Source organism: Neochlamydia sp. AcF95, from assembly GCF_018342455.1.
In the GTDB taxonomy this organism is placed as follows: Bacteria; Chlamydiota; Chlamydiia; order Chlamydiales; family Parachlamydiaceae; genus Neochlamydia.
Window position 1 is genome coordinate 1 of sequence record NZ_JAEMUC010000041.1, and the last position, 17,933, is coordinate 17,933.

The 17,933-nt window shown below is 38.3% G+C and carries 15 protein-coding genes; 7 read left to right on the top strand and 8 right to left on the bottom strand.

The genetic code is table 11. The features are described 5' to 3' along the window. A partial coding sequence (locus NEOC95_RS03915; protein WP_283248244.1) for a transposase family protein occupies positions 1-198 on the top strand: 198 nt, incomplete at its 5' end. 220 nt (positions 199-418) lie between these two features. Here NEOC95_RS03915 and NEOC95_RS03920 read toward each other — a convergent pair. From NEOC95_RS03920 to queD, 7 genes are all read right to left on the bottom strand, one after another. Beyond that, entirely contained in the window at positions 419-1,336 is a 918-nt protein-coding gene (locus NEOC95_RS03920) for a bifunctional riboflavin kinase/FAD synthetase (RefSeq protein ID WP_213151715.1), read from the bottom strand. A gap of 270 nt (positions 1,337-1,606) precedes the next feature. Continuing rightward, positions 1,607-2,329, bottom strand: a complete 723-nt coding sequence (gene truB, locus NEOC95_RS03925) for a tRNA pseudouridine(55) synthase TruB (RefSeq protein ID WP_166154817.1) — start codon at positions 2,327-2,329, stop codon at positions 1,607-1,609. Beyond that, positions 2,322-2,690 carry a 30S ribosome-binding factor RbfA gene (gene rbfA, locus NEOC95_RS03930; RefSeq protein WP_166154650.1) on the bottom strand — a complete coding sequence of 123 codons (369 nt, stop codon included), beginning with the start codon at positions 2,688-2,690 and terminating at the stop codon, positions 2,322-2,324. The genes truB and rbfA overlap by 8 nt, the downstream gene beginning before the upstream one ends. A 25-nt stretch (positions 2,691-2,715) precedes the next feature. Further along, on the bottom strand, positions 2,716-5,484 hold the full coding sequence (gene infB / locus NEOC95_RS03935) for a translation initiation factor IF-2 (protein ID WP_166154652.1): 2,769 nt from the start codon (positions 5,482-5,484) through the stop codon (positions 2,716-2,718). Beyond that, complete coding sequence (nusA, locus tag NEOC95_RS03940; protein ID WP_166154654.1) at positions 5,456-6,763, bottom strand: transcription termination factor NusA; 1,308 nt, start codon at positions 6,761-6,763, stop codon at positions 5,456-5,458. The genes infB and nusA overlap by 29 nt, the downstream gene beginning before the upstream one ends. A 151-nt stretch (positions 6,764-6,914) precedes the next feature. Further along, positions 6,915-8,657, bottom strand: coding sequence for a 30S ribosomal protein S1 (gene rpsA / locus NEOC95_RS03945; RefSeq protein WP_166154656.1), 1,743 nt, complete (start codon positions 8,655-8,657; stop codon positions 6,915-6,917). 250 nt (positions 8,658-8,907) lie between these two features. Beyond that, the gene (gene queD / locus NEOC95_RS03950) at positions 8,908-9,273 is read right to left on the bottom strand and encodes a 6-carboxytetrahydropterin synthase QueD (protein ID WP_213151719.1); all 366 of its coding nucleotides are present in this window, start codon (positions 9,271-9,273) and stop codon (positions 8,908-8,910) included. A 117-nt stretch (positions 9,274-9,390) separates the two neighbouring features. On the opposite strand from queD, the gene NEOC95_RS03955 reads away from it, so the two are divergent. The 6 genes from NEOC95_RS03955 to accC all read left to right on the top strand — a co-directional run bounded on the left by NEOC95_RS03955 (position 9,391) and on the right by accC (position 15,884). Beyond that, positions 9,391-10,176: an amino acid kinase family protein gene (locus tag NEOC95_RS03955; RefSeq protein ID WP_242678159.1), complete on the top strand. Its 786-nt coding sequence runs from the start codon at positions 9,391-9,393 to the stop codon at positions 10,174-10,176. A 28-nt stretch (positions 10,177-10,204) separates the two neighbouring features. Beyond that, entirely contained in the window at positions 10,205-12,130 is a 1,926-nt protein-coding gene (locus tag NEOC95_RS03960) for a hypothetical protein (RefSeq protein ID WP_166154660.1), read from the top strand. 338 nt (positions 12,131-12,468) lie between these two features. After that, positions 12,469-13,179 (top strand): ribulose-phosphate 3-epimerase, encoded by a 711-nt coding sequence (gene rpe / locus NEOC95_RS03965; protein ID WP_166154662.1) that lies wholly within the window; start codon positions 12,469-12,471, stop codon positions 13,177-13,179. A gap of 274 nt (positions 13,180-13,453) precedes the next feature. Further along, on the top strand, positions 13,454-14,005 hold the full coding sequence (locus NEOC95_RS03970; RefSeq protein WP_283248245.1) for an elongation factor P: 552 nt from the start codon (positions 13,454-13,456) through the stop codon (positions 14,003-14,005). Positions 14,006-14,018: 13 nt separating this feature from the next. Continuing rightward, on the top strand, positions 14,019-14,510 hold the full coding sequence (accB, locus tag NEOC95_RS03975) for an acetyl-CoA carboxylase biotin carboxyl carrier protein (protein WP_166154666.1): 492 nt from the start codon (positions 14,019-14,021) through the stop codon (positions 14,508-14,510). Positions 14,511-14,519: 9 nt separating this feature from the next. Further along, positions 14,520-15,884 (top strand): acetyl-CoA carboxylase biotin carboxylase subunit, encoded by a 1,365-nt coding sequence (accC, locus tag NEOC95_RS03980; RefSeq protein WP_213151721.1) that lies wholly within the window; start codon positions 14,520-14,522, stop codon positions 15,882-15,884. A gap of 1,022 nt (positions 15,885-16,906) precedes the next feature. Here the strand turns inward: accC and NEOC95_RS03985 are convergent. Next, positions 16,907-17,590 carry an LOG family protein gene (locus NEOC95_RS03985; RefSeq protein ID WP_213151724.1) on the bottom strand — a complete coding sequence of 228 codons (684 nt, stop codon included), beginning with the start codon at positions 17,588-17,590 and terminating at the stop codon, positions 16,907-16,909. Positions 17,591-17,933 lie beyond the last annotated feature (343 nt).

The window sequence follows — 17,933 nt, forward strand, 5'->3', positions numbered from 1 at the left end:
AGTAAGAAGAAGCCTTTAACTAAAGAGGATAAAAGAACAAATCAAAGTTTATCCAGAGAAAGAGTTGCCAATGAAAACGTCATTGGCCTCCTTAAGCGATTTAAAATTATAGCAGATCGCTATAGAAATAGACGTAAAAGATTTGCCCTTCGCTTCAACTTAATTGCAGCAATCTATAACTGGGAATTAAATACATGAGTTTCGAAAGAGGTCTAATATGCTTTTGAGCTACTTCTTATGCAGCCCCATACTTTATAAAGCCCCTCTTGTTAAGTTGAAAGGCAGATTTCAGAGAGTTGGATATGTAGACTGAGTTTTTTAAAGCGTATAAGATGTTTTACTAAGTTTTAATATTTTTTTCTCTTTACGTCTATAGTAAGTTAAAAGGAAAAAAATAAAGTAATCTTTCTATTTAGATTTAACCAAGAGATCTAGCTTTTAAGATGTCTTGTTGGATATGTAACTTTAATTCTTCAAGGTTAGCAAACTTTTTTTCAGGCCTTAAATAAGAAGTAAGAATAACTTCGATAGTTTTACCATACAGGTCAGCTTCATAATCAAAAATATGAGCTTCTAAAAGAGGGACTTTATCTTCACGGACGGTAGGCGCTATTCCTAGATTCGCCACACCTTTAAACAGCTGCTGATCGACAAAGATGTTAACAGCATAGACTCCTAAAGGAGGAATACACAAATTTTTGACATCTAAATTAGCTGTAGGGCACTCTAGCTGTTTTCCTTTTCCTAGGCCTCTATAAACGGTAGATAAGACACTATAAGGACGTCCTAGGAGCTTTTGGGCGGTCTCTAATTGTCCTTCTTGAATGAATTTACGAATTAGGGAGCTAGAAACAGCAACCTTGTTGACAGTTTGCTGTTCGATGTATTCCACACTAAAATGTTCTCTTTCTGCAATACCTTTAATGGTTTCCTTATTGCCTTTTCTATCTTTACCCAAAGTAGCGTCCCATCCAAGGATAAGATGAGAAAAGGGGAGGAGAGTCTGCAAATGATGGATAAATTGTTCAGCACTCTGCTCAGAAAATTCTTTAGTAAATGTAAGCAAGATTAATAAATCTACACCCATATTCTTGATTAGCTGGATTTTATGTTCATTTGTACAGATTTTATTTACCGGCCTATCAGGATAAAGGACCTCGGAAGGGTGATTTTCAAAGGATAAAACTACACTGGCTTTTTGTTGGCTTTTGGCGATTTCTACTACTTTTTTGATGATCGCTTGGTGCCCAATGTGCATGCCATCAAAATTGCCTAAGGTAAGCACAGAAGAGGTAGAAAAAAGCGGCGTAGCTGGAAGTTCGCAAAGGAGTTTCATGATTCAAAAAATAGTAAAATTTATTAATCGTTAGGTTGGCAACTAGGTTTAAAAACAGCCCATTTTTTCCTTTAGGAAAGCTTTGCTTACAACATACATATAAAACATTTTCCCGCAAATAAATATAAATTTTGGTAGTGCTATTAAAGAGAATGATAAGCCAATAAAAATTGGAGGGCTTTTAATATAAACCACTCGCAAGCTATGCATTAAAAACTTTTTTGGACATCTTTAACAGGTTAGCATCAAAAAATTGAGTAGGAAATATACTTATAGAGCAGGATAAAAAAGAGCTTTGCTGATTTGCTGAACATCAGGGGAGGCAATAAATAATTGGCTGCCATCTAAACAATCTTCAAGGTTAAAGGGCCCGCTACGCGTCCTTTTAAGATTGGAAAGATGAGCTCCACATCCTAGCTTTTTACCTATATCATCAGCTAAGCTACGTATGTAAGTACCCTTAGAACATTTTACCCGAAGATTTAGATAGGGATAGTGATAATCTAATATCTCTATTTGCAGAGTGACCTTGACAGGTTGACGTTCTATCACTTTTCCTTTTCTAGCCAGTTCGTAAAGTTTTTTTCCATTAACTTTTTTAGCAGAATGCATAGGGGGAATTTGTTGGACTTCCCCTTGAAATTCTTGGATGATAGCCTTAATTTCAGAGGGAGTAGGAATAAGAGGGGATTGGAAAGTGATAGTTCCTTCACAATCGTAGGTGTCGGTAGCTTCTCCCAAATGCACTTGAGCAATGTATTCCTTATCCTCGCATAGAAATCGATCGGAGAGCTTGGTCATGTTGCGCCCGATGAGTAGAACCATGACGCCTGTGGCAAAAGGATCGAGTGTGCCGGCATGACCGATTTTATCTACTCCTAAAATACGCCTTAATGCAGCTACAAGGCTAAAAGATGTTTTGCCTATAGGTTTATCTATAAGCAAAATACCTTGAGGGCTAGGAGCTATGGAGCCTGCTGAACGATTAATCATTGCCTCGCGACTCACGCTCACTGCTAATTTCTTCGAGGAGCTGCTCGATACGCATATGCTTATCTACGCTATCATCAAGCTTAAAGTGAAGCTCGGGAAAATAACGCATGACCACTTTTTTTGAGGCTGTAACCGCGACAAACCCCGCTGCCGTTTCAAGAGCTTGGATAGTCTGATCTTTTTGCTCTTGATTGCCAATCACGCTGATAAATACTTTGGCATGGTGCAAGTCTTTAGTAATCTCTACCCTTGTGACCGTCATAAGCTCATTGACGTGCGGGTTGCGCACATCTTTACGAATAACATCTGAGATAACTTCTTTAAGGAGGGAATTAAGTCTATCCGTGCGTTGTTTTGCCATGATTCATCTGCCTCTATAAAGAATCTTATAATTCTTGGGTAATGTAAGTAACTTCGTACGCTTCAAATACATCGCCTTCTTGTGCAGTATCAAAATTGGAAAGAACTATACCACATTCAAGGCCTTTTTGAACCTCTCTTACATCGTCTTTTACGCGTTTTATTGAGGAAATCGATGATTTTCCAATCAGCTGGCCATTGCGTATAATGCGCATCTGGTTATTACGATTAATCGCGCCTTCAGTAACAATTCCTCCTGCTATTTGTCCATAGTGGGAGGACTTAAAGAGCGCTTTCACTTGGAATTTTCCTTTTTCTGTTTCAATAGCAATCTTATCCAAAAGATCTACGAGCATGGCTTTAACATCATCAATAGCATGATAAATGATGTCATGCATTTTAACCTGTACTCCATGTTGTCTAATAAGGGCATCAGCATGGCTTTCAATCTGGGTGTGGAAGCCTATAATGACCGCTTTGGAGGTCGAAGCCATTTGCACGTCTGATTCCGAAACTTCTCCTACTCCTGCAGAAATAATATTAACTTCGGCTTTTTTCGAATAAATTTTCAGTAACCCTACTTTAAGGGCTTCAAGAGAGCCTTGTACGTCAGCACGCAAGATAATATTAAGAATTTTCTTAGAAGGCTCCGAAGCTTGCATCATCAAGTTTTCCATGGAGAGCTTCTTTTTAAGCAAGTTGTTTTGGCGCATACCTACCATACGAGCTTCAGCAATCTCACGAGCCTCTTTTTCATTTTTAACTACAATAAACTCTTGCCCTGCTTCTGGGAGGCCCGAAAGGCCTGTAATGGATACGGGTGTGGAAGGTCCTGCTTGCTGAATATTATGCCCATATTCATCTTGCATAGTTTTAACACGTCCCCAATATTGATCAAATACAAGAGAGTCGCCTATTTTTAAAGTTCCATTCTGAATAAGCATAGTAGCCACAGCGCCCATGCCTTTATGCATTTCAGATTCTAAAACACGCCCTCGAGCCCGGTTAGTAGGATCTGCGCGCAATTCCAACACTTCTGCTTGCAAAGCTAGCATTTCTAGCAGTGTGCTAATGCCTTCTTTAGTGACTGCAGAACAATTAACAGTAATAGTTTGCCCACCCCATGCTTCTGGAAGAAGTTCTTGCTCTGCTAGCTGACGGTAAACATTTTCAACGTTGAAATTAGGCTTATCACATTTGTTAATAGCTACTACGATGGTAACTTTTGCTTCACGAGCATGCTGGATGGCTTCCACTGTTTGTTGGCGAAGGCCTTCATCACCGGCTACAACTAACACCACGATATCGGTGACATCCGCACCACGGGCACGCATAGCAGAAAAGGCTTCGTGTCCTGGAGTATCAAGGATGCAAATTTCTCCTACCGCTGTTTTACATTTAAACGCTCCAATATGCTGAGTAATAGCTCCTGCCTCGCCAGCTGCACGGTTGCTGCTTCTTATAGCATCAATTAAGCTGGTCTTACCATGGTCTACATGTCCCATGAAGGCAACTACAGGTGCCCGAATGTGAAGCTTTTCTGGAGAGGTTTGTTTGATCTCTTCGCTAGCACTTTGATCAGTAATGCGGATCCTTTTTTCTTCTGAGGTATCAATGCTAATCTCGCATCCAAATTCATGTCCTAGCAGTTGAATAGTCGTCTCATCTTCTAACAAATCATTAAGGGTAACGACAAGCCCTTGCATGAACAATTTAGAGATTAGCTGGGAAGACTTTAATTTCATTTCAGCAGCCAAATCTTTAATGCTAATAGGCGTTCTGATTTTGAGCGCAGTAGGTCGAATAGTAGTATCTTCCTGAACCTGCTTGATTTGTCTGTTGCGCTTTTTCCTCCATTGAGAAGTATCATCCTCTGCTCGCAAGCCTTGTCTATCGCGTGCATCAAATGCTCGCGTGGGTTCAAGACGCCGGGTAGGTTTCAGATCACGAAATTCTTTAGCTTTACCTGGAAAGGTTTTCTTAGGAAGATTTTCATCACTAACAGCGGTTTCTTCACCCTCTTTGGGCTTAAATTTGTCTTTCGTAGCTTTAGCTGCTGCTTCTTTATCAGGAGTGGAAGCTGCCTCTGCTTTATGTTTTTGAGGTGGCTGAGGAGGAACATAAGCAGGCCGCGGAGCCGGTTTTCGAGGTAAAAGATCCTTAACATGCCGACCTGTAGGCCCCAGCTTGACATATTCTGGCATAGGCTTAATTGCAGGTATAGGGGCTTCTTGACGGGCTACTGCTACAGGTTTTTCGCCTCGAGAAGGAATAAATTCTTTTGCTATAAGAGGGGTTTCTTCAGCAGGAGCAGGAGTTTTTTCATTTTTAACTGCATCAGCAAAAATTTCTTCCGCCGCTGGCTTTTCTTCAAAAACTTTTTTCTCAGATAGCTCTACCAGTTCTTCAGCAAAAATTTCTTTACGTAGCTCTTCACTAGATTTTTTAATCTTAATGCCTTCTTCCTCGACCTCTTCAGCTGCACCTGCGCTTGAAGTCTCTGCAAATTCTACCTTAGGCTTAGCTTCAGGGACAGCACCTTCAGCAAAAGCAGATTTAGAACGCGCGCGAATTCGAGGTGTAGTTTCTTCCTTAGTTGGAGAATGAACTGAAGCGTTTTTCGTAGATTCATTTAGCTCTGCTTTAGGTGCTTTAGTCAGCGTACTTTTTTTAACAGGCTTTTCTTCTTTATCTTCTAAAGCCTTATTTGCTGCTATTTTGCTTTTAATTTTACCTAAATTGATGGCTTCAGCAATTTGAGTGTTTTTAATGGTTAGCTTCAGGTTTTTTGCCAAGGCTTTCTATCCTTTGTTTTCTAATTTGTTCTATAATCTTGTCGGCGGTATCTAGGCTTATGCCCGGAATTTTTGCCAATTCTTCTGGGGTTGCAATCAAAAGAGATTTGAGAGTAGTGTAGCCTTCGGCAATCAGATGCTGGAAAATCAGATTGTTAAGACCATCGATCTCTTCTAAGGGTTCGTTGAGAGAAGGATCATCGGACTCGGCTAGCTCTGTGCGTTGCAAAGCCATGGTACGGTTATAATCCGTCATCCGCTGCACTTCTAGCTCATAACCAATCAATTCGCTGTTAAGCCTTGCATTCATTCCTTTTTTACCAATCACAGCGGCAAAATCTTCATCATCCACGACGATAGAGATGGTGTGATCATCTTCGCTAATATTGATTTTACGAATCTCAATCGGCGATAGAGCATTCTGCAGAAGTTCAATAGGGTCGGCGGAAAAAGGAACAATATCGATTTTCTCATTATGTAATTCTCTGACTACATTTTTAACACGTACCCCACGCATCCCTACACAAGCACCTACTGGATCAACTTTAGGATCTGTAGAACGAACAGTTAATTTAGTTCGGTAGCCGGGATCACGAGCAATTTTGTCGATAACAACAATATTATCATTAATCTCAGGTACTTCTTGGATGAGCAATTGACGAACGAATTCTGGATGGCTACGTGAGAGAATAACTTCTGCGCCGCCATTTTCCGTATCATTCACTTCTAGCAGTAAGGCCAAAACTTTATCTCCAAGATTATATTTCTCAGTTTTAGGATAGTGCTTCATGGGCATTAAAGCTTCTACTTTACCTAAATCGATAATTAAATTAGCTCCTCGGACAAAGCGTTTGACAGTACCAGAAATTAATTCATTTACCCGATGGCGGTACTCTTCATAAATAACATCGCGCTCCGCCCCTCGCAACTTTTGAGTAATAATTTGGCGTGCTTTTTGGGCTGCAATACGACCAAAATCTCTAGGAGTGGCTATCACATCAATAAATTGGCCCACTTGGCTCTCAGGATCAATTTCGCGAGCTTCTTCTAATGAGATTTCTTGAGCAGGCACTTCCACTTCGTCTACAATCTCTTTTTCGCAGTAAACGTCAATATTACCTGTTTTGGGATGAATAGTCACAGTAACATTTGAGGCTCCGCTAATACTTTTACGGGCGGCGGCACGAAGAGATTCTTCTATGGCGCTGATTACGATTTCTCGCTTAATGCCTTTTTCTCTTTCTAGGTACTCAAAAATAGCTATGAGATCTTTATTCATCGTTTTTTTTGCCTCAAATTCTTAAGATAGGAATTATATATTAAAGAAGATTTGTAAAGCAACTTACAAGAGGGTATTTTATCTATGTAAGGTGTGTTAATCGGTAGAAAAGCTAGCTTTTCTACCGATTGAATGCGAGTCAGAAGGTATTCTAATCTTCGCTATCTTCTCTATCTTTTTCAGAAGATTTCTTTTTGCGCTTATTGGAAGTTAAAATGATGTCGTCATGACTGGTGTGATTTTGATCAATTAAATATTCCTTGATAGAAAGAGCAATCTTTTTATGCTCAGGATCTAATTTAATCACCTTAGCTGTTACATCATCGCCTTTAGAAACAACATCTTCAACTTTGCCGAAGGCCTGATCAGATAATTCAGTGACATGGATGAGTCCTTCTATACCGCTATCGAGTTCTACAAAAGCTCCAAAGGCAGTAATTTTAGTTACTTTTCCTTTAACTAAAGATCCCACTGGCATCGTTTTCTCAATACTTTCCCAAGGGTTATTACTTAATTGCTTAACACCTAAAGTAATTTTCTTGCTATCTCGATCAACGGATAAGATGCAGGCATCTACGACATCGCCTTTACGGAGAACCTCGGAAGGGTGGGAGACTTTTTTAATCCAGCTTAGATCTGAAATATGTATTAAGCCCTCTACTCCTGGTTCTAATTCGACAAAAGCGCCATAGTTAGTTAAGCTGCGGATTTCTGCTTTCACGTTAGTACCCACTGGATATCTTCTCTCCACATCGTCCCAAGGGTTATGTTCAGCTTGTTTAATTCCTAAAGAAATTTTCCCTTCTTCTTTTTGTACCGAAAGAACTACAGCTTCCACATCATCACCTTTTTTGACCACTTCGCTAGGATCGGTGACGTTTTTTACCCATGACATTTCTGACACATGAATAAGGCCTTCAATACCTGGCTCAATTTCAATAAAGGCACCATAAGGGAGCAAGTTAACAATCTTACCTTTCACACGCGTTCCAGGTGGGTATTTTTGCTCGATTTGATCCCAAGGATTAGATTCTTTTTGCTTTAAGCCTAAAGCTACACGACCTTTTTCGCGATCGACGCTTAAAATCATCACTTCTAGTTTTTGCCCCAGTTGGACCATTTCAGAAGGATGCTTAATACGTTTCCAAGTCATATCCGTAATATGCAATAGTCCATCAATGCCATCGAGGTCAAGGAAAACCCCGAAATCGGTAATGTTTTTAACAATCCCATCGCGCACATCACCTTCTTTAATATTTTCCAAAAGCTCAGCCTTTTTAGAAATTCTTTCTGCTTCTAAAAGCTCACGTCTGGAGACGACTACGTTCTTACGTTCAATATTAATCTTAAGGATCTTAAATTCATATGTCTTGCCGAGATATTCATCGAGGTTTTTAATGCGCTTGTTATCGATCTGAGAGCCAGGTAAGAATGCTTCCATCCCAATATCAACCATTAAGCCACCTTTAACTTTACGGAGGACGCGGCCCTTGACAATCGAACCTTCTTCGCAATGTTCCAGAATATATTCCCATTGACGCATTCTTTCGGCTTTTTCACGAGAGAGAACAATCTGCCCATTATCATCTTCAGCTTGGTCAAGAAGCACTTCGACTTCCCCATCTAATACCACATTTGAAGGATCAGAAAATTCCTCAATAGGGACTAGACCCTCTGATTTTAAGCCTACATCTACGACAACATGATCTTTTGTAATTTCGACAATCCTTCCTTTGAGGATAGTTCCTGGGATCAATGCAGTGCTGTCTTCAACGTTATTATTGGATGACTGACCCTCCAATAAAGCTTTAAAAAGTTCTGCATCTGTTTGCTGGTAAGAGACATCATCGACGATCTTGCTCTCATTCCAGGTGTGTTGGGGGTTTTTAGACATTTAAAGGTTACTCCTATTTTTCATACTAATGGAGTAAAGATATCAGATGTGAAAGAAAAATAGCAATATATAAAACTGAAGTGAAAACAGGAGAGGGCAGGAAAGGAAATAAGGATAAAACCGAATTGAGAGAATATATAGAATGCTTATTTAATTTAATAAATTTTTTTTCATCAAATATGCTCTTCATTAAAGATGCTTCAGAATGAAATTAACGCGTAGCTATCTAGATCGCTTGGAAAAAAAACGTTTATATCCAGTAAGTCGCTTTTGAAGAGGCCGTTTCATAAAGGGTGATAGCATACAGCTCGGGTAGCATAGGCTTAAGATAATCATAAATCCATTTGCACACAAATTCTACAGTCGTAGAATCTGACTGTAGGGTCTCATTCAAGCACTGATGATCTAAATATTTTTTTATCATAGGCTGGACAAGATCAGTAAGATCCTGAAAATCTATTACCATATTTTTCTTGGGCCCCTCTTTTTGTAAAAACTCCTTTCGAATAATGACATGGAGACTATAGGAGTGGCCATGCATACTTTTGCATTTACCATCATGATGGCTTAAAAAATGAGCCGCTTCAAAATAAAAAATTTTTTCTAATTCATGCATCTTTCTTCATTTGCCTTTGGAATATAAGGATTTAAATTGACAGATGGGAAGGCTTTTTTTTATAAGTAATTCAAGCTTATCAGAAAAAAAATAATAAAAAAGTAAAAAACTATTCCTATGCAGACACTTGTAATGAAATTTGGGGGGGCAGCAGTAGCTACTGCTGAGCATTTTTCCTATATAGCCGATCTTATCATCTCGCGAAAAAAAGATTTTCAACGTCTTGTAGTCGTAGTAAGTGCGATGGGAAAAACCACCGATCATTTGATTGCATTAGCTAAGCAAGTTAACCCTGACCCTCCTCGCCGAGAATACGACATGCTAGTGACCGTAGGCGAAAGGATAAGCTGTTCTTTGCTTGCAATGGCCTTGGCCGCCAAAGGATGCGAGGCTTTAAGCTTCACAGGTAGCCAATCAGGAATTATTACTTGTTCAAGGCATACGGAAGCAAGAATTATCGATGTGCGGCCTACGCGTGTTTTGCCCTTGCTAGATTCTGGTAAAATCGTTATTGTAGCAGGATTCCAAGGGGTAAGTAGATTAGGAGAGATTACTACTTTAGGACGAGGTGGCTCAGATACTACAGCAGTAGCTTTAGGAGTGATTTTAAAAGCCTCCATCGTAGAGTTCTTTAAAGATGTCTCAGGAGTTTATGCAGAAGATCCTAAAAAAAACCCTCACGCAATTTTTCATTCAAAGCTTACTTATAAGCAAGCTTTAGATGTAGTTGGTAAAGGTGGAAAGATATTACATCCCCGTTGTATAGAATTAGCCTATAAGAATTATTTGCCCTTAAAGATAAGATCTTTTAAGACATATGGTTTGGAAGAGAATGAAAGGTGCACAATAATTTTTGAAGATTCTTGCCAGCCGGATAAGCATTTGTTTGAAGATGAAACTTAACAATACATGCCTATAAGTAGCTTAAATCATGCAAGATAATGAGTGTTTTCCCGAAATAAAGATTCATGTTGAGGATCAAGATAATGACATAGGTATACATCTATTCAAAGAAGCTATTCATAGCATATTGAAGAAAATTATTCCTCTAAATTTTTTCAAAAATAAGAGTTATGAAAGTGAATTTCCCATTGTTAAGACTTTAGTTTCAAATCAGGCCCCTGGCTATCTAACCTTTTATTATTTTGGAAAATCTCAGGAACATACTCTAAAGTTCTTTATCGAAATGCTTTCGAATTGGCTAGTGCCAGGGCGACGTTTAAATCAATCGATGATATTTTCTTCTGAGTTTAGCATTCCTTCTCTAAGCCCCTTAGTTTACCGATTATTCAAAGTGGTCATCCATCTTGATTTAGTTTCCGATGTAGAGCAGATCCAAGCTAATTTACCTATTATCGAAGCAGAAATCCGCTTAGGAATGGATTCTTCTTATTATGCTAAAAGAATTTTAGAAATTAAAGGCTTAAGCATTGATGCTAAAACAGCTCTTATCCAAGAAAATATTGCCTATTTGATTGAGCGTAAACCTCAGTTTTTTGATTTTGATTTGCTGACAGAGATGCAACATGTGTTGGTAATATGTCACGATGATTTTAAATCTCAACGAAGTAGCCGCCATCTTAGTCGCATTATCTGCATTCAATATCTTTTTAGAAGATATCTTTTCGATCGACTTCAAATTCAAAATAAAAGGCATTTCTTCTTGAAAATATTTAAAACCTATTTGCGCGACCAAGAGCAAAATAAGCAGGTTTTAGGGATTATCGTTGGCTTTAATTTTTTAAGAGAAAAAGAAATTTTTGATAAACGGCATTTAATTCGAGCGATCCAAAATCATATTCCCAACGCCCTTATGGTAGAAAATTCTTTTATCGATAATCGGCGCTCTCCAGAAAATTTTTGTACTGTCTACATAGAAATAGAAAAAAGTATGGGAGAGAAATTTACCCACCAGGAAGTCTCTCAACTACGTAAAACTCTGCCTATAGATTTGCTAGATAGCATTGAACATATAGTGCATCCTATCTTCATGCCACGCAACGAAGAAGAGATTATGCGTAACATCTTTAGCTTAAGTAGCCAAGTTAAATTTGTACGAGACTTACCTCAAGTCATCATTAATTTTGACGAGCAAACCTACTCCAAATTGGTGTTTACTATCATTGTGGTCAGAGTGGTTGAGCCTAGTGGCGCTTCCATAAAAGAACTCTTTGATAAAAGTGAAACTTTTCTAGATTATACCCATGATCGTTGTAAAACTTTAGGATACTTGCGAGGAAAGCATAGTAAAGAAGCCACGGTATTTACTGTAAAGATTTCAAAAGATGATTTCATTAGACGAGATAATTCTATTGATCTAAATAAAGCCCGCCAAAGTGTAGTTTTTGAATTGCTAAGAATTTTAGGGGAATTTAGAGATTTTAATGGAGGAATGATCTCAAAACAGAATGAACTTCTAGCCGAGCTAAAAGCGCTCCTTGAAGAAGAGACGGATTTGAATGAATTGTTATTAGAAAATTTCTTCTTTTCTATTACTCCTATAGTCATGCGTACCGTTTTAGAGGCAGAAACTTTAAAAATGTTTTTTAGCTTGCTAAGAGAAACAATCGAGGAAGAAATAGTGCCACCTCTCTCTTATCATGTGAAAACATTGGCCAAGACGCCTTATATATATGTAATAGTGAAATCTGAAGAGCGTTTAAACCGGGAAGATTTAGCTCAAGCTTTAAATGTTTTACAAGCTAAATCCTCAGAAATTGCCACTGCTTATATGCAGGTGCATGAGATCAATTATAATTGTTATCTTTACCGCTGCTTGGATGGAAAGCGGCAAAAATTATTTGGCTCAATTATTCAAAAGGCAGTCGTCAACATGTTTGATAATAAAGTCTCCTAAGCTTTAAGTTTAATCCCTTATTTTGAGTTTCAAACGGGGACATAGTGAGTTTTGGCTTTAAAATTTTTGAATAAAGTTTGTATAAAGGCTTAAGAGGTTTTCTGGGTGGCCTTAAGAGAGGAAACTGGCAATAAGGCAAGCGACCAAGAAGAAAATTTATATACTTTGTTAGCATTCTTTAACTTAAGCATTAAAGGGATAGCGAGAAGGGATTTAAGTAGAGCTCTTTAGCTACCCGCACTTTTAACAGCCAGTGATCACCTAGGGATTGTATTACTTGACAAGCTCGTGTTGCTTAAGCTAACCTCTCTACACATAATTTTGACCAGGCATTAACAATGACAAAAACAAACCCAATAAAAGTGGCTGCCTCTATTTTAGCAGGTGACTTTGGCTACTTGGCAGATACGGCTAAGAAAATTGAGGACTCGGGGGCAGACTCTTTGCATATCGATATTATGGATGGAAATTTTGTGCCCAATTTAACGATGGGGCCACAAGCTGTTGCTGCTATTAATCGTGCTACGAATATGTTCTTAGATGTCCATTTAATGGTTTATCATCCCTTTGATTATATCGAACGTTTTGTGGAAGCAGGTGCAGACAACATTACTATCCACTTCGAGGCTACCGAAGATGTAGATGAAACTTTGGAATATATTCGTAAGTGCAATATTAAGGCAGGCCTAGCTTTTTGTCCTGAGACGTCGGCCTCTATGATTCCTAAATATTTGAATAAGTGTGACCTTATCTTGCTTATGACTGTTCATCCAGGTTTTGGGGGGCAAGAATTTATGCCTGAAGTTCTAGAAAAAATAAGCTTTACGCGTGAATGCTTGACTAAACTTGATATTTGCCAAGGGGGGATGACTGCTAAGAAAGATTCTCCTGAAAAGCTACCTCCTTTCGATATTCAAGTCGATGGAGGAATTGCTCCAGAAACTGCTAAGTTATGCGTAAAAGCAGGAGCTAACATCTTAGTGGCAGGAACATTTTTATTTAAGAGCCCTAATATGCATGAGGGAGTAAATAGCTTACGCGGCCTTTGAGAGATCTAATAAATTTTTTTATTTTCGGGTATCCGCAAGTTTGTTTTTAGTAGATATAAAAAGTTTTACTCCCTCTTTTTTATCGCATTGTGAAAAATAAGCAGTTTGCCTTTGAAAGTTTCTATAAAGGCGCTCTTAAGGCTTTATAGGCTTGGAAAAATAAATTTTTTTTAAAGTTTTGTCTCTATTTTTCTCTTTGACATTTGAGCCCTAGTTTCTTAATATGTCAAGGATAGCTTAAATTTTTTACTGAAGGACAGAAACGTCTATGGTTATGAGTAACCAGCTAACTCCTGGAATGACAATTTCTATCAATAATAAACTTTATCGCGTGGAAACTACGGTAAAAGTGATGGTACCTAAAGGTGCACCTTTTATAAAAACAAAAATACGCGATTTATCATCTAATGAGCTTATTGAAAAGAATTTTAAATTAAATCAATCAATTAAAGATGTTAATCTTGCAGAACGACGTCTAGAATTTCTTTATTTAGAAGGAAAAGATTATCTTTTTTTAGATATTGAAAACCTTAATCAAATTTTAATTCCTCAACATATTATAGGCAATAGCATCAACTACTTGAAAGAAGGCGTAGAAGTTAAAGCTTCTTTTTTTGGTGAAACTATTTTTGCTGTAGAGCTACCTCAGTTTTTAGAATTGATGGTTGCAAAAGTGGAGGGAGGAGAAAATAAATCTATATTAGCAAATGCTTCTAAGGCTGCTCTATTAGAGACTGGAGCTAAAATTGAAGTTCCACCATTTATCGAAGCAGGTGATATCATAAAAATAGACACGCGTTCATACGAATACATACAGAGGGTATAGGGAGGATTGTTGCGTGGAGCTAAAGCAGATAAAGGAATTGATGGGGGCGATGGGACGTACGGGAACCAAACGCGTAACTATCAAAAAAGAAGGCTTTGAAATTGAGATTGAAAGATATGATGGGGGAACAATGAAGGTTCCCGAGTCAATGTTTGAGTCGTCAGAAGAAACTTTTAATAAAACAGACGAAGCCTTGCGGCGGGCAAATATTAGTGTGGCTTCTTTGGCAGTACCTCCGGGTCAAGCGGTAGAACATAAGGAAGATGCAAATACATTTTTTGTCACTTCGCCCATGGTAGGAACATTTTATAATACACCTTCTCCTGAAGAACCTCCTTTTGTTAAAGTGGGTAGTAAAATTGATAAAAATAGCGTAGTCTGCATTATAGAAGCTATGAAAGTAATGAATGAAATCAAAGCTGGAGCAACAGGAACGGTGGCGGAAGTGCTAGTAGAAAACGGACATCCTGTAGAATTTGGAACAAAACTCTTTCGAATTACGTAGTATTGAAATATGCAAAAAGTTCTTATTGCTAACCGAGGCGAAATTGCCGTTAGGATTATCCGTGCTTGTCACGATTTAGGCTTACAAACAGTAGCAGTTTATTCGCAAGCAGACGCCGAGGCTCTGCATGTGTTGCATGCCGATGAAGCCATTTGTATCGGCGAAGCTCCTGCTGCTAAATCTTATCTTAAGATCTCCAATATCCTCTCTGCTTGTGAAATAACAGGAGCAGATGCCATACATCCAGGCTATGGTTTTTTAAGCGAAAATGCTAATTTTGCTTCCATTTGCGAAAGTTGCGGCTTAAATTTCATCGGGCCTGCTCCTGCTTCGATTACGTTGTTAGGAGATAAAGCTAAGGCTAAGGCCACGGCAAAAAAGGCGGGCTGTCCTGTTATTCCTGGCTCCGAGGGAGTTGTAAGCGATCTAAAAGAGGGCCTAGAAGTAGCCAAGGAGATTGGCTACCCGATCTTCATTAAAGCTGTATCAGGAGGAGGGGGGAAAGGAATACGCATTGCTTATAGTGAAGAAGAATTCATACGCCTTTTTCCTGCTGCACGTGCTGAGGCAGATGCAAGCTTTAGTAATCCTGATGTCTACCTGGAGAAGATGATCGTTGATCCTCGGCATATTGAAGTCCAAGTTATTGGGGATAAATATGGCAACTACATTCACCTTGGAGAGAGAGATTGTTCTATCCAAAGGCGTCGTCAAAAACTTATTGAAGAGGCCCCTAGCCCACTATTAAATAGCAAACTGAGACAAAAAATTGGCCAAGCAGCGATTAGTGTTGTTAAAGAGGCTAATTATCATTCGGTAGCGACTGTTGAATTTCTATTGGATGCTAATCATCGTTTCTATTTTATGGAAGTAAATACAAGGATTCAGGTAGAACATACGGTGACTGAGGAGCTAACAGGAGTGGATCTTCTTGGAGAGCAACTAAGTGTAGCCATGGGTAATAAACTGAGGTATGCCCAAGAAGAGGTTAACTTTAAGGGGCATGTCATCCAGTTTCGCATCAATGCAGAAAACCCTGCCGCAAATTTTTCGCCTTCCCCTGGACGGCTTGAATATTATTTACCTCCTGGTGGTCCCCATGTTCGCGTGGATAGTGCTTGTTATTCAGGCTATCAAATTCCTCCTAATTACGACTCCATGATTGCCAAATTAATTGTCCATGGCAAAGATCGTTTAGAAGCGATAGCTATAGGCAAACGAGCCTTACGAGAGTTTCATATTGGCGGCGTAGACTCAACCATTCCTTTCCATCTTTATATGCTTCATGACAAAAAATTCCTTCATTCCGATTTTCATCTAAGCTACATTGATGGCTTGATTACAGAAGGGTGCTCTTTTAGCCTAGAAGAGTAAAAATTGCTTAAAAAACAATGCAGCGAGTGCAGGTAATTTAGATTGATAAGGCAGAGAATAGACATTCACATTCTTATACGTGTGCTATTCGTTTAAAAGCTCTATCATTGGGTCTGCTTAAAGAATGTCTTAAGCCTTCTTCGTTTTTGCTTTATCAATTCGCCCTCACATCAGCTTAATCATTAGATAGATCCCATTTTCACTTGTAGGGATAAAGCTACGAAAAGCGATTCCATTTAGCGCTCTTAGCCCTTAAGATCAACCATCGCAATTATAAAGTTTGATGCCCTATCTACTAAAGGGGCTTTAGCCTGATTTTTTTTTGCCTATACTTTGCTAAAGATGTTTTTTTGTCTAAAGTCTTACTTCAGCTTTAAGCTCGATTTCACTCTTACTTTTAACTTAAAAATTCTTTTAGCTCACTTTTTTCTTGCATTTGCTTTCTCCTGGCAAGAAAAAACAGTATAAGTTTTTAGATAGGTTTTTTAATTTTTGTTCTGCAAAGAATTAAATAGACGAAATAGAGCATGCCAGGATGCTCAGAAGATTAAAGGCTTAGTTAAAATTAAATTCCCTTCCTTTAGAAAAGAATTAGCTGCTCTCTTTAGGTATTTAGAAGATGGGCTTTTGATCCTCTAGTGAGGATAGGGTAAAAAAGATAAAAGCTCTTCCTGCGTTCAAATCTTCTTTCATTTTGTAAGAGTGCTTCTAGGATTAGCTTTACTTTTACCTACTTCCTTCTTAGCAATGCACTTGATAAGAAGTCTATTAGCACATCAACTTATTTAAAAGTAGAGAGTTAAGATGCGTTTACAGATAGAAGAAAGAGGATAACTTAGTCAATTCGGGAAAAGGAGATTGATAATTGCTCGTTTTAAAAGGCGATTTACAAACGCTATTTGGGCTTCTAGAGCTAACCATTTTTATTAAGCGAAGAAATTAATGGAAATGAGTGAACAGCTTTAAGATAAACTGCTTAGTCTATTCAATGAACAAAGCAGCCAGTAATTTTAACTTAAATTTTAAAAATTTTTTAGAACATGATTACGCTGGTAATGGCGTTCAATACCATTAGCTACTTCTTCTGGATCATCTGTCAAAGAAATTAACTTTAAATCATTTTCCGAGATACATTGTTGCGCAAGCATGGTAGATTTAATCCAATCTATTATTCCCTTCCAGTAATCCTTACCCATTAGATAGATAGGGAAGGGGTGAATCTTATGAGTTTGAATAAGTGTAAGAGCTTCAAATAATTCGTCCAAGGTGCCGTAACCACCGGGCAAAAAGACAAATCCTTGAGCATAACGAATAAACATGACCTTACGTATAAAAAAGTAGCGAAAATTTAGGCGATACTTTCTATCAATAAAATGATTTAGCTCGGCTTCAAAAGGCAGGTCTACTCCTAATCCACAAGATTTACCCTGCGTCATTTGAGCTCCCTTATTAGCGGCTTCCATAAGGCCTGGCCCACCACCGGTAATAATAGCAAAACCTTTTTTGGCAATATGTCCTGCTACATCAATGCCTAACTTGTAATAAGGATGGTTAGCTTGTAATCTAGCGGATCCAAAGATAGATACCGAAGGCCCGAGGGTGGTCATATTTTCAAAGCCTTCTACAAATTCGGAAATAATTCTAAATAAGCGCCATGAATCGGTTTTAAACAAATGAGCTTCATCTTCGACATTATTATATAGCATGTAGCTCCTCAATGAAATTAGGCATAAGTTTAGCTGTTCGTGAGTGTATGTATATAGAGATAATTTTCAACTAAAAAATTTACAATAGGCCTTTATCTCATAAAAAGTCGCTTAAAAAATGTGCAGCCATTATTATTCACAGAAATAAAGATTAAATTTTATGGGTAGCAAAAAAATACGCTCTTGGAGCAGCTCTTGATGTAATTATATATTCAATAGAAGACTCGTGTTTAGGAAAAGCGTTAGCTTAAAAAGGGTTGATTCCTCTTTGGACTATACAGACGCGTTTACTTTAGAAGGCATGACTTAGTGATTAGAGAAAATGAAAGCAAAAGGGCTATTT

Bases quoted from the DNA above. Each gene is read 5' to 3' on its own strand.
- rpe (WP_166154662.1), top strand. From the start codon at position 12,469: ATGACAAAAACAAACCCAATAAAAGTGGCTGCCTCTATTTTAGCAGGT.
- rbfA (WP_166154650.1), bottom strand. From the start codon at position 2,690: ATGGCAAAACAACGCACGGATAGACTTAATTCCCTCCTTAAAGAAGTT.
- NEOC95_RS03960 (WP_166154660.1), top strand. From the start codon at position 10,205: ATGCAAGATAATGAGTGTTTTCCCGAAATAAAGATTCATGTTGAGGAT.
- accC (WP_213151721.1), top strand. From the start codon at position 14,520: ATGCAAAAAGTTCTTATTGCTAACCGAGGCGAAATTGCCGTTAGGATT.
- nusA (WP_166154654.1), bottom strand. From the start codon at position 6,763: ATGAATAAAGATCTCATAGCTATTTTTGAGTACCTAGAAAGAGAAAAA.
- NEOC95_RS03985 (WP_213151724.1), bottom strand. From the start codon at position 17,590: ATGCTATATAATAATGTCGAAGATGAAGCTCATTTGTTTAAAACCGAT.
- NEOC95_RS03920 (WP_213151715.1), bottom strand. From the start codon at position 1,336: ATGAAACTCCTTTGCGAACTTCCAGCTACGCCGCTTTTTTCTACCTCT.
- NEOC95_RS03970 (WP_283248245.1), top strand. From the start codon at position 13,454: ATGAGTAACCAGCTAACTCCTGGAATGACAATTTCTATCAATAATAAA.
- NEOC95_RS03955 (WP_242678159.1), top strand. From the start codon at position 9,391: ATGCAGACACTTGTAATGAAATTTGGGGGGGCAGCAGTAGCTACTGCT.
- queD (WP_213151719.1), bottom strand. From the start codon at position 9,273: ATGCATGAATTAGAAAAAATTTTTTATTTTGAAGCGGCTCATTTTTTA.
- truB (WP_166154817.1), bottom strand. From the start codon at position 2,329: ATGATTAATCGTTCAGCAGGCTCCATAGCTCCTAGCCCTCAAGGTATT.
- rpsA (WP_166154656.1), bottom strand. From the start codon at position 8,657: ATGTCTAAAAACCCCCAACACACCTGGAATGAGAGCAAGATCGTCGAT.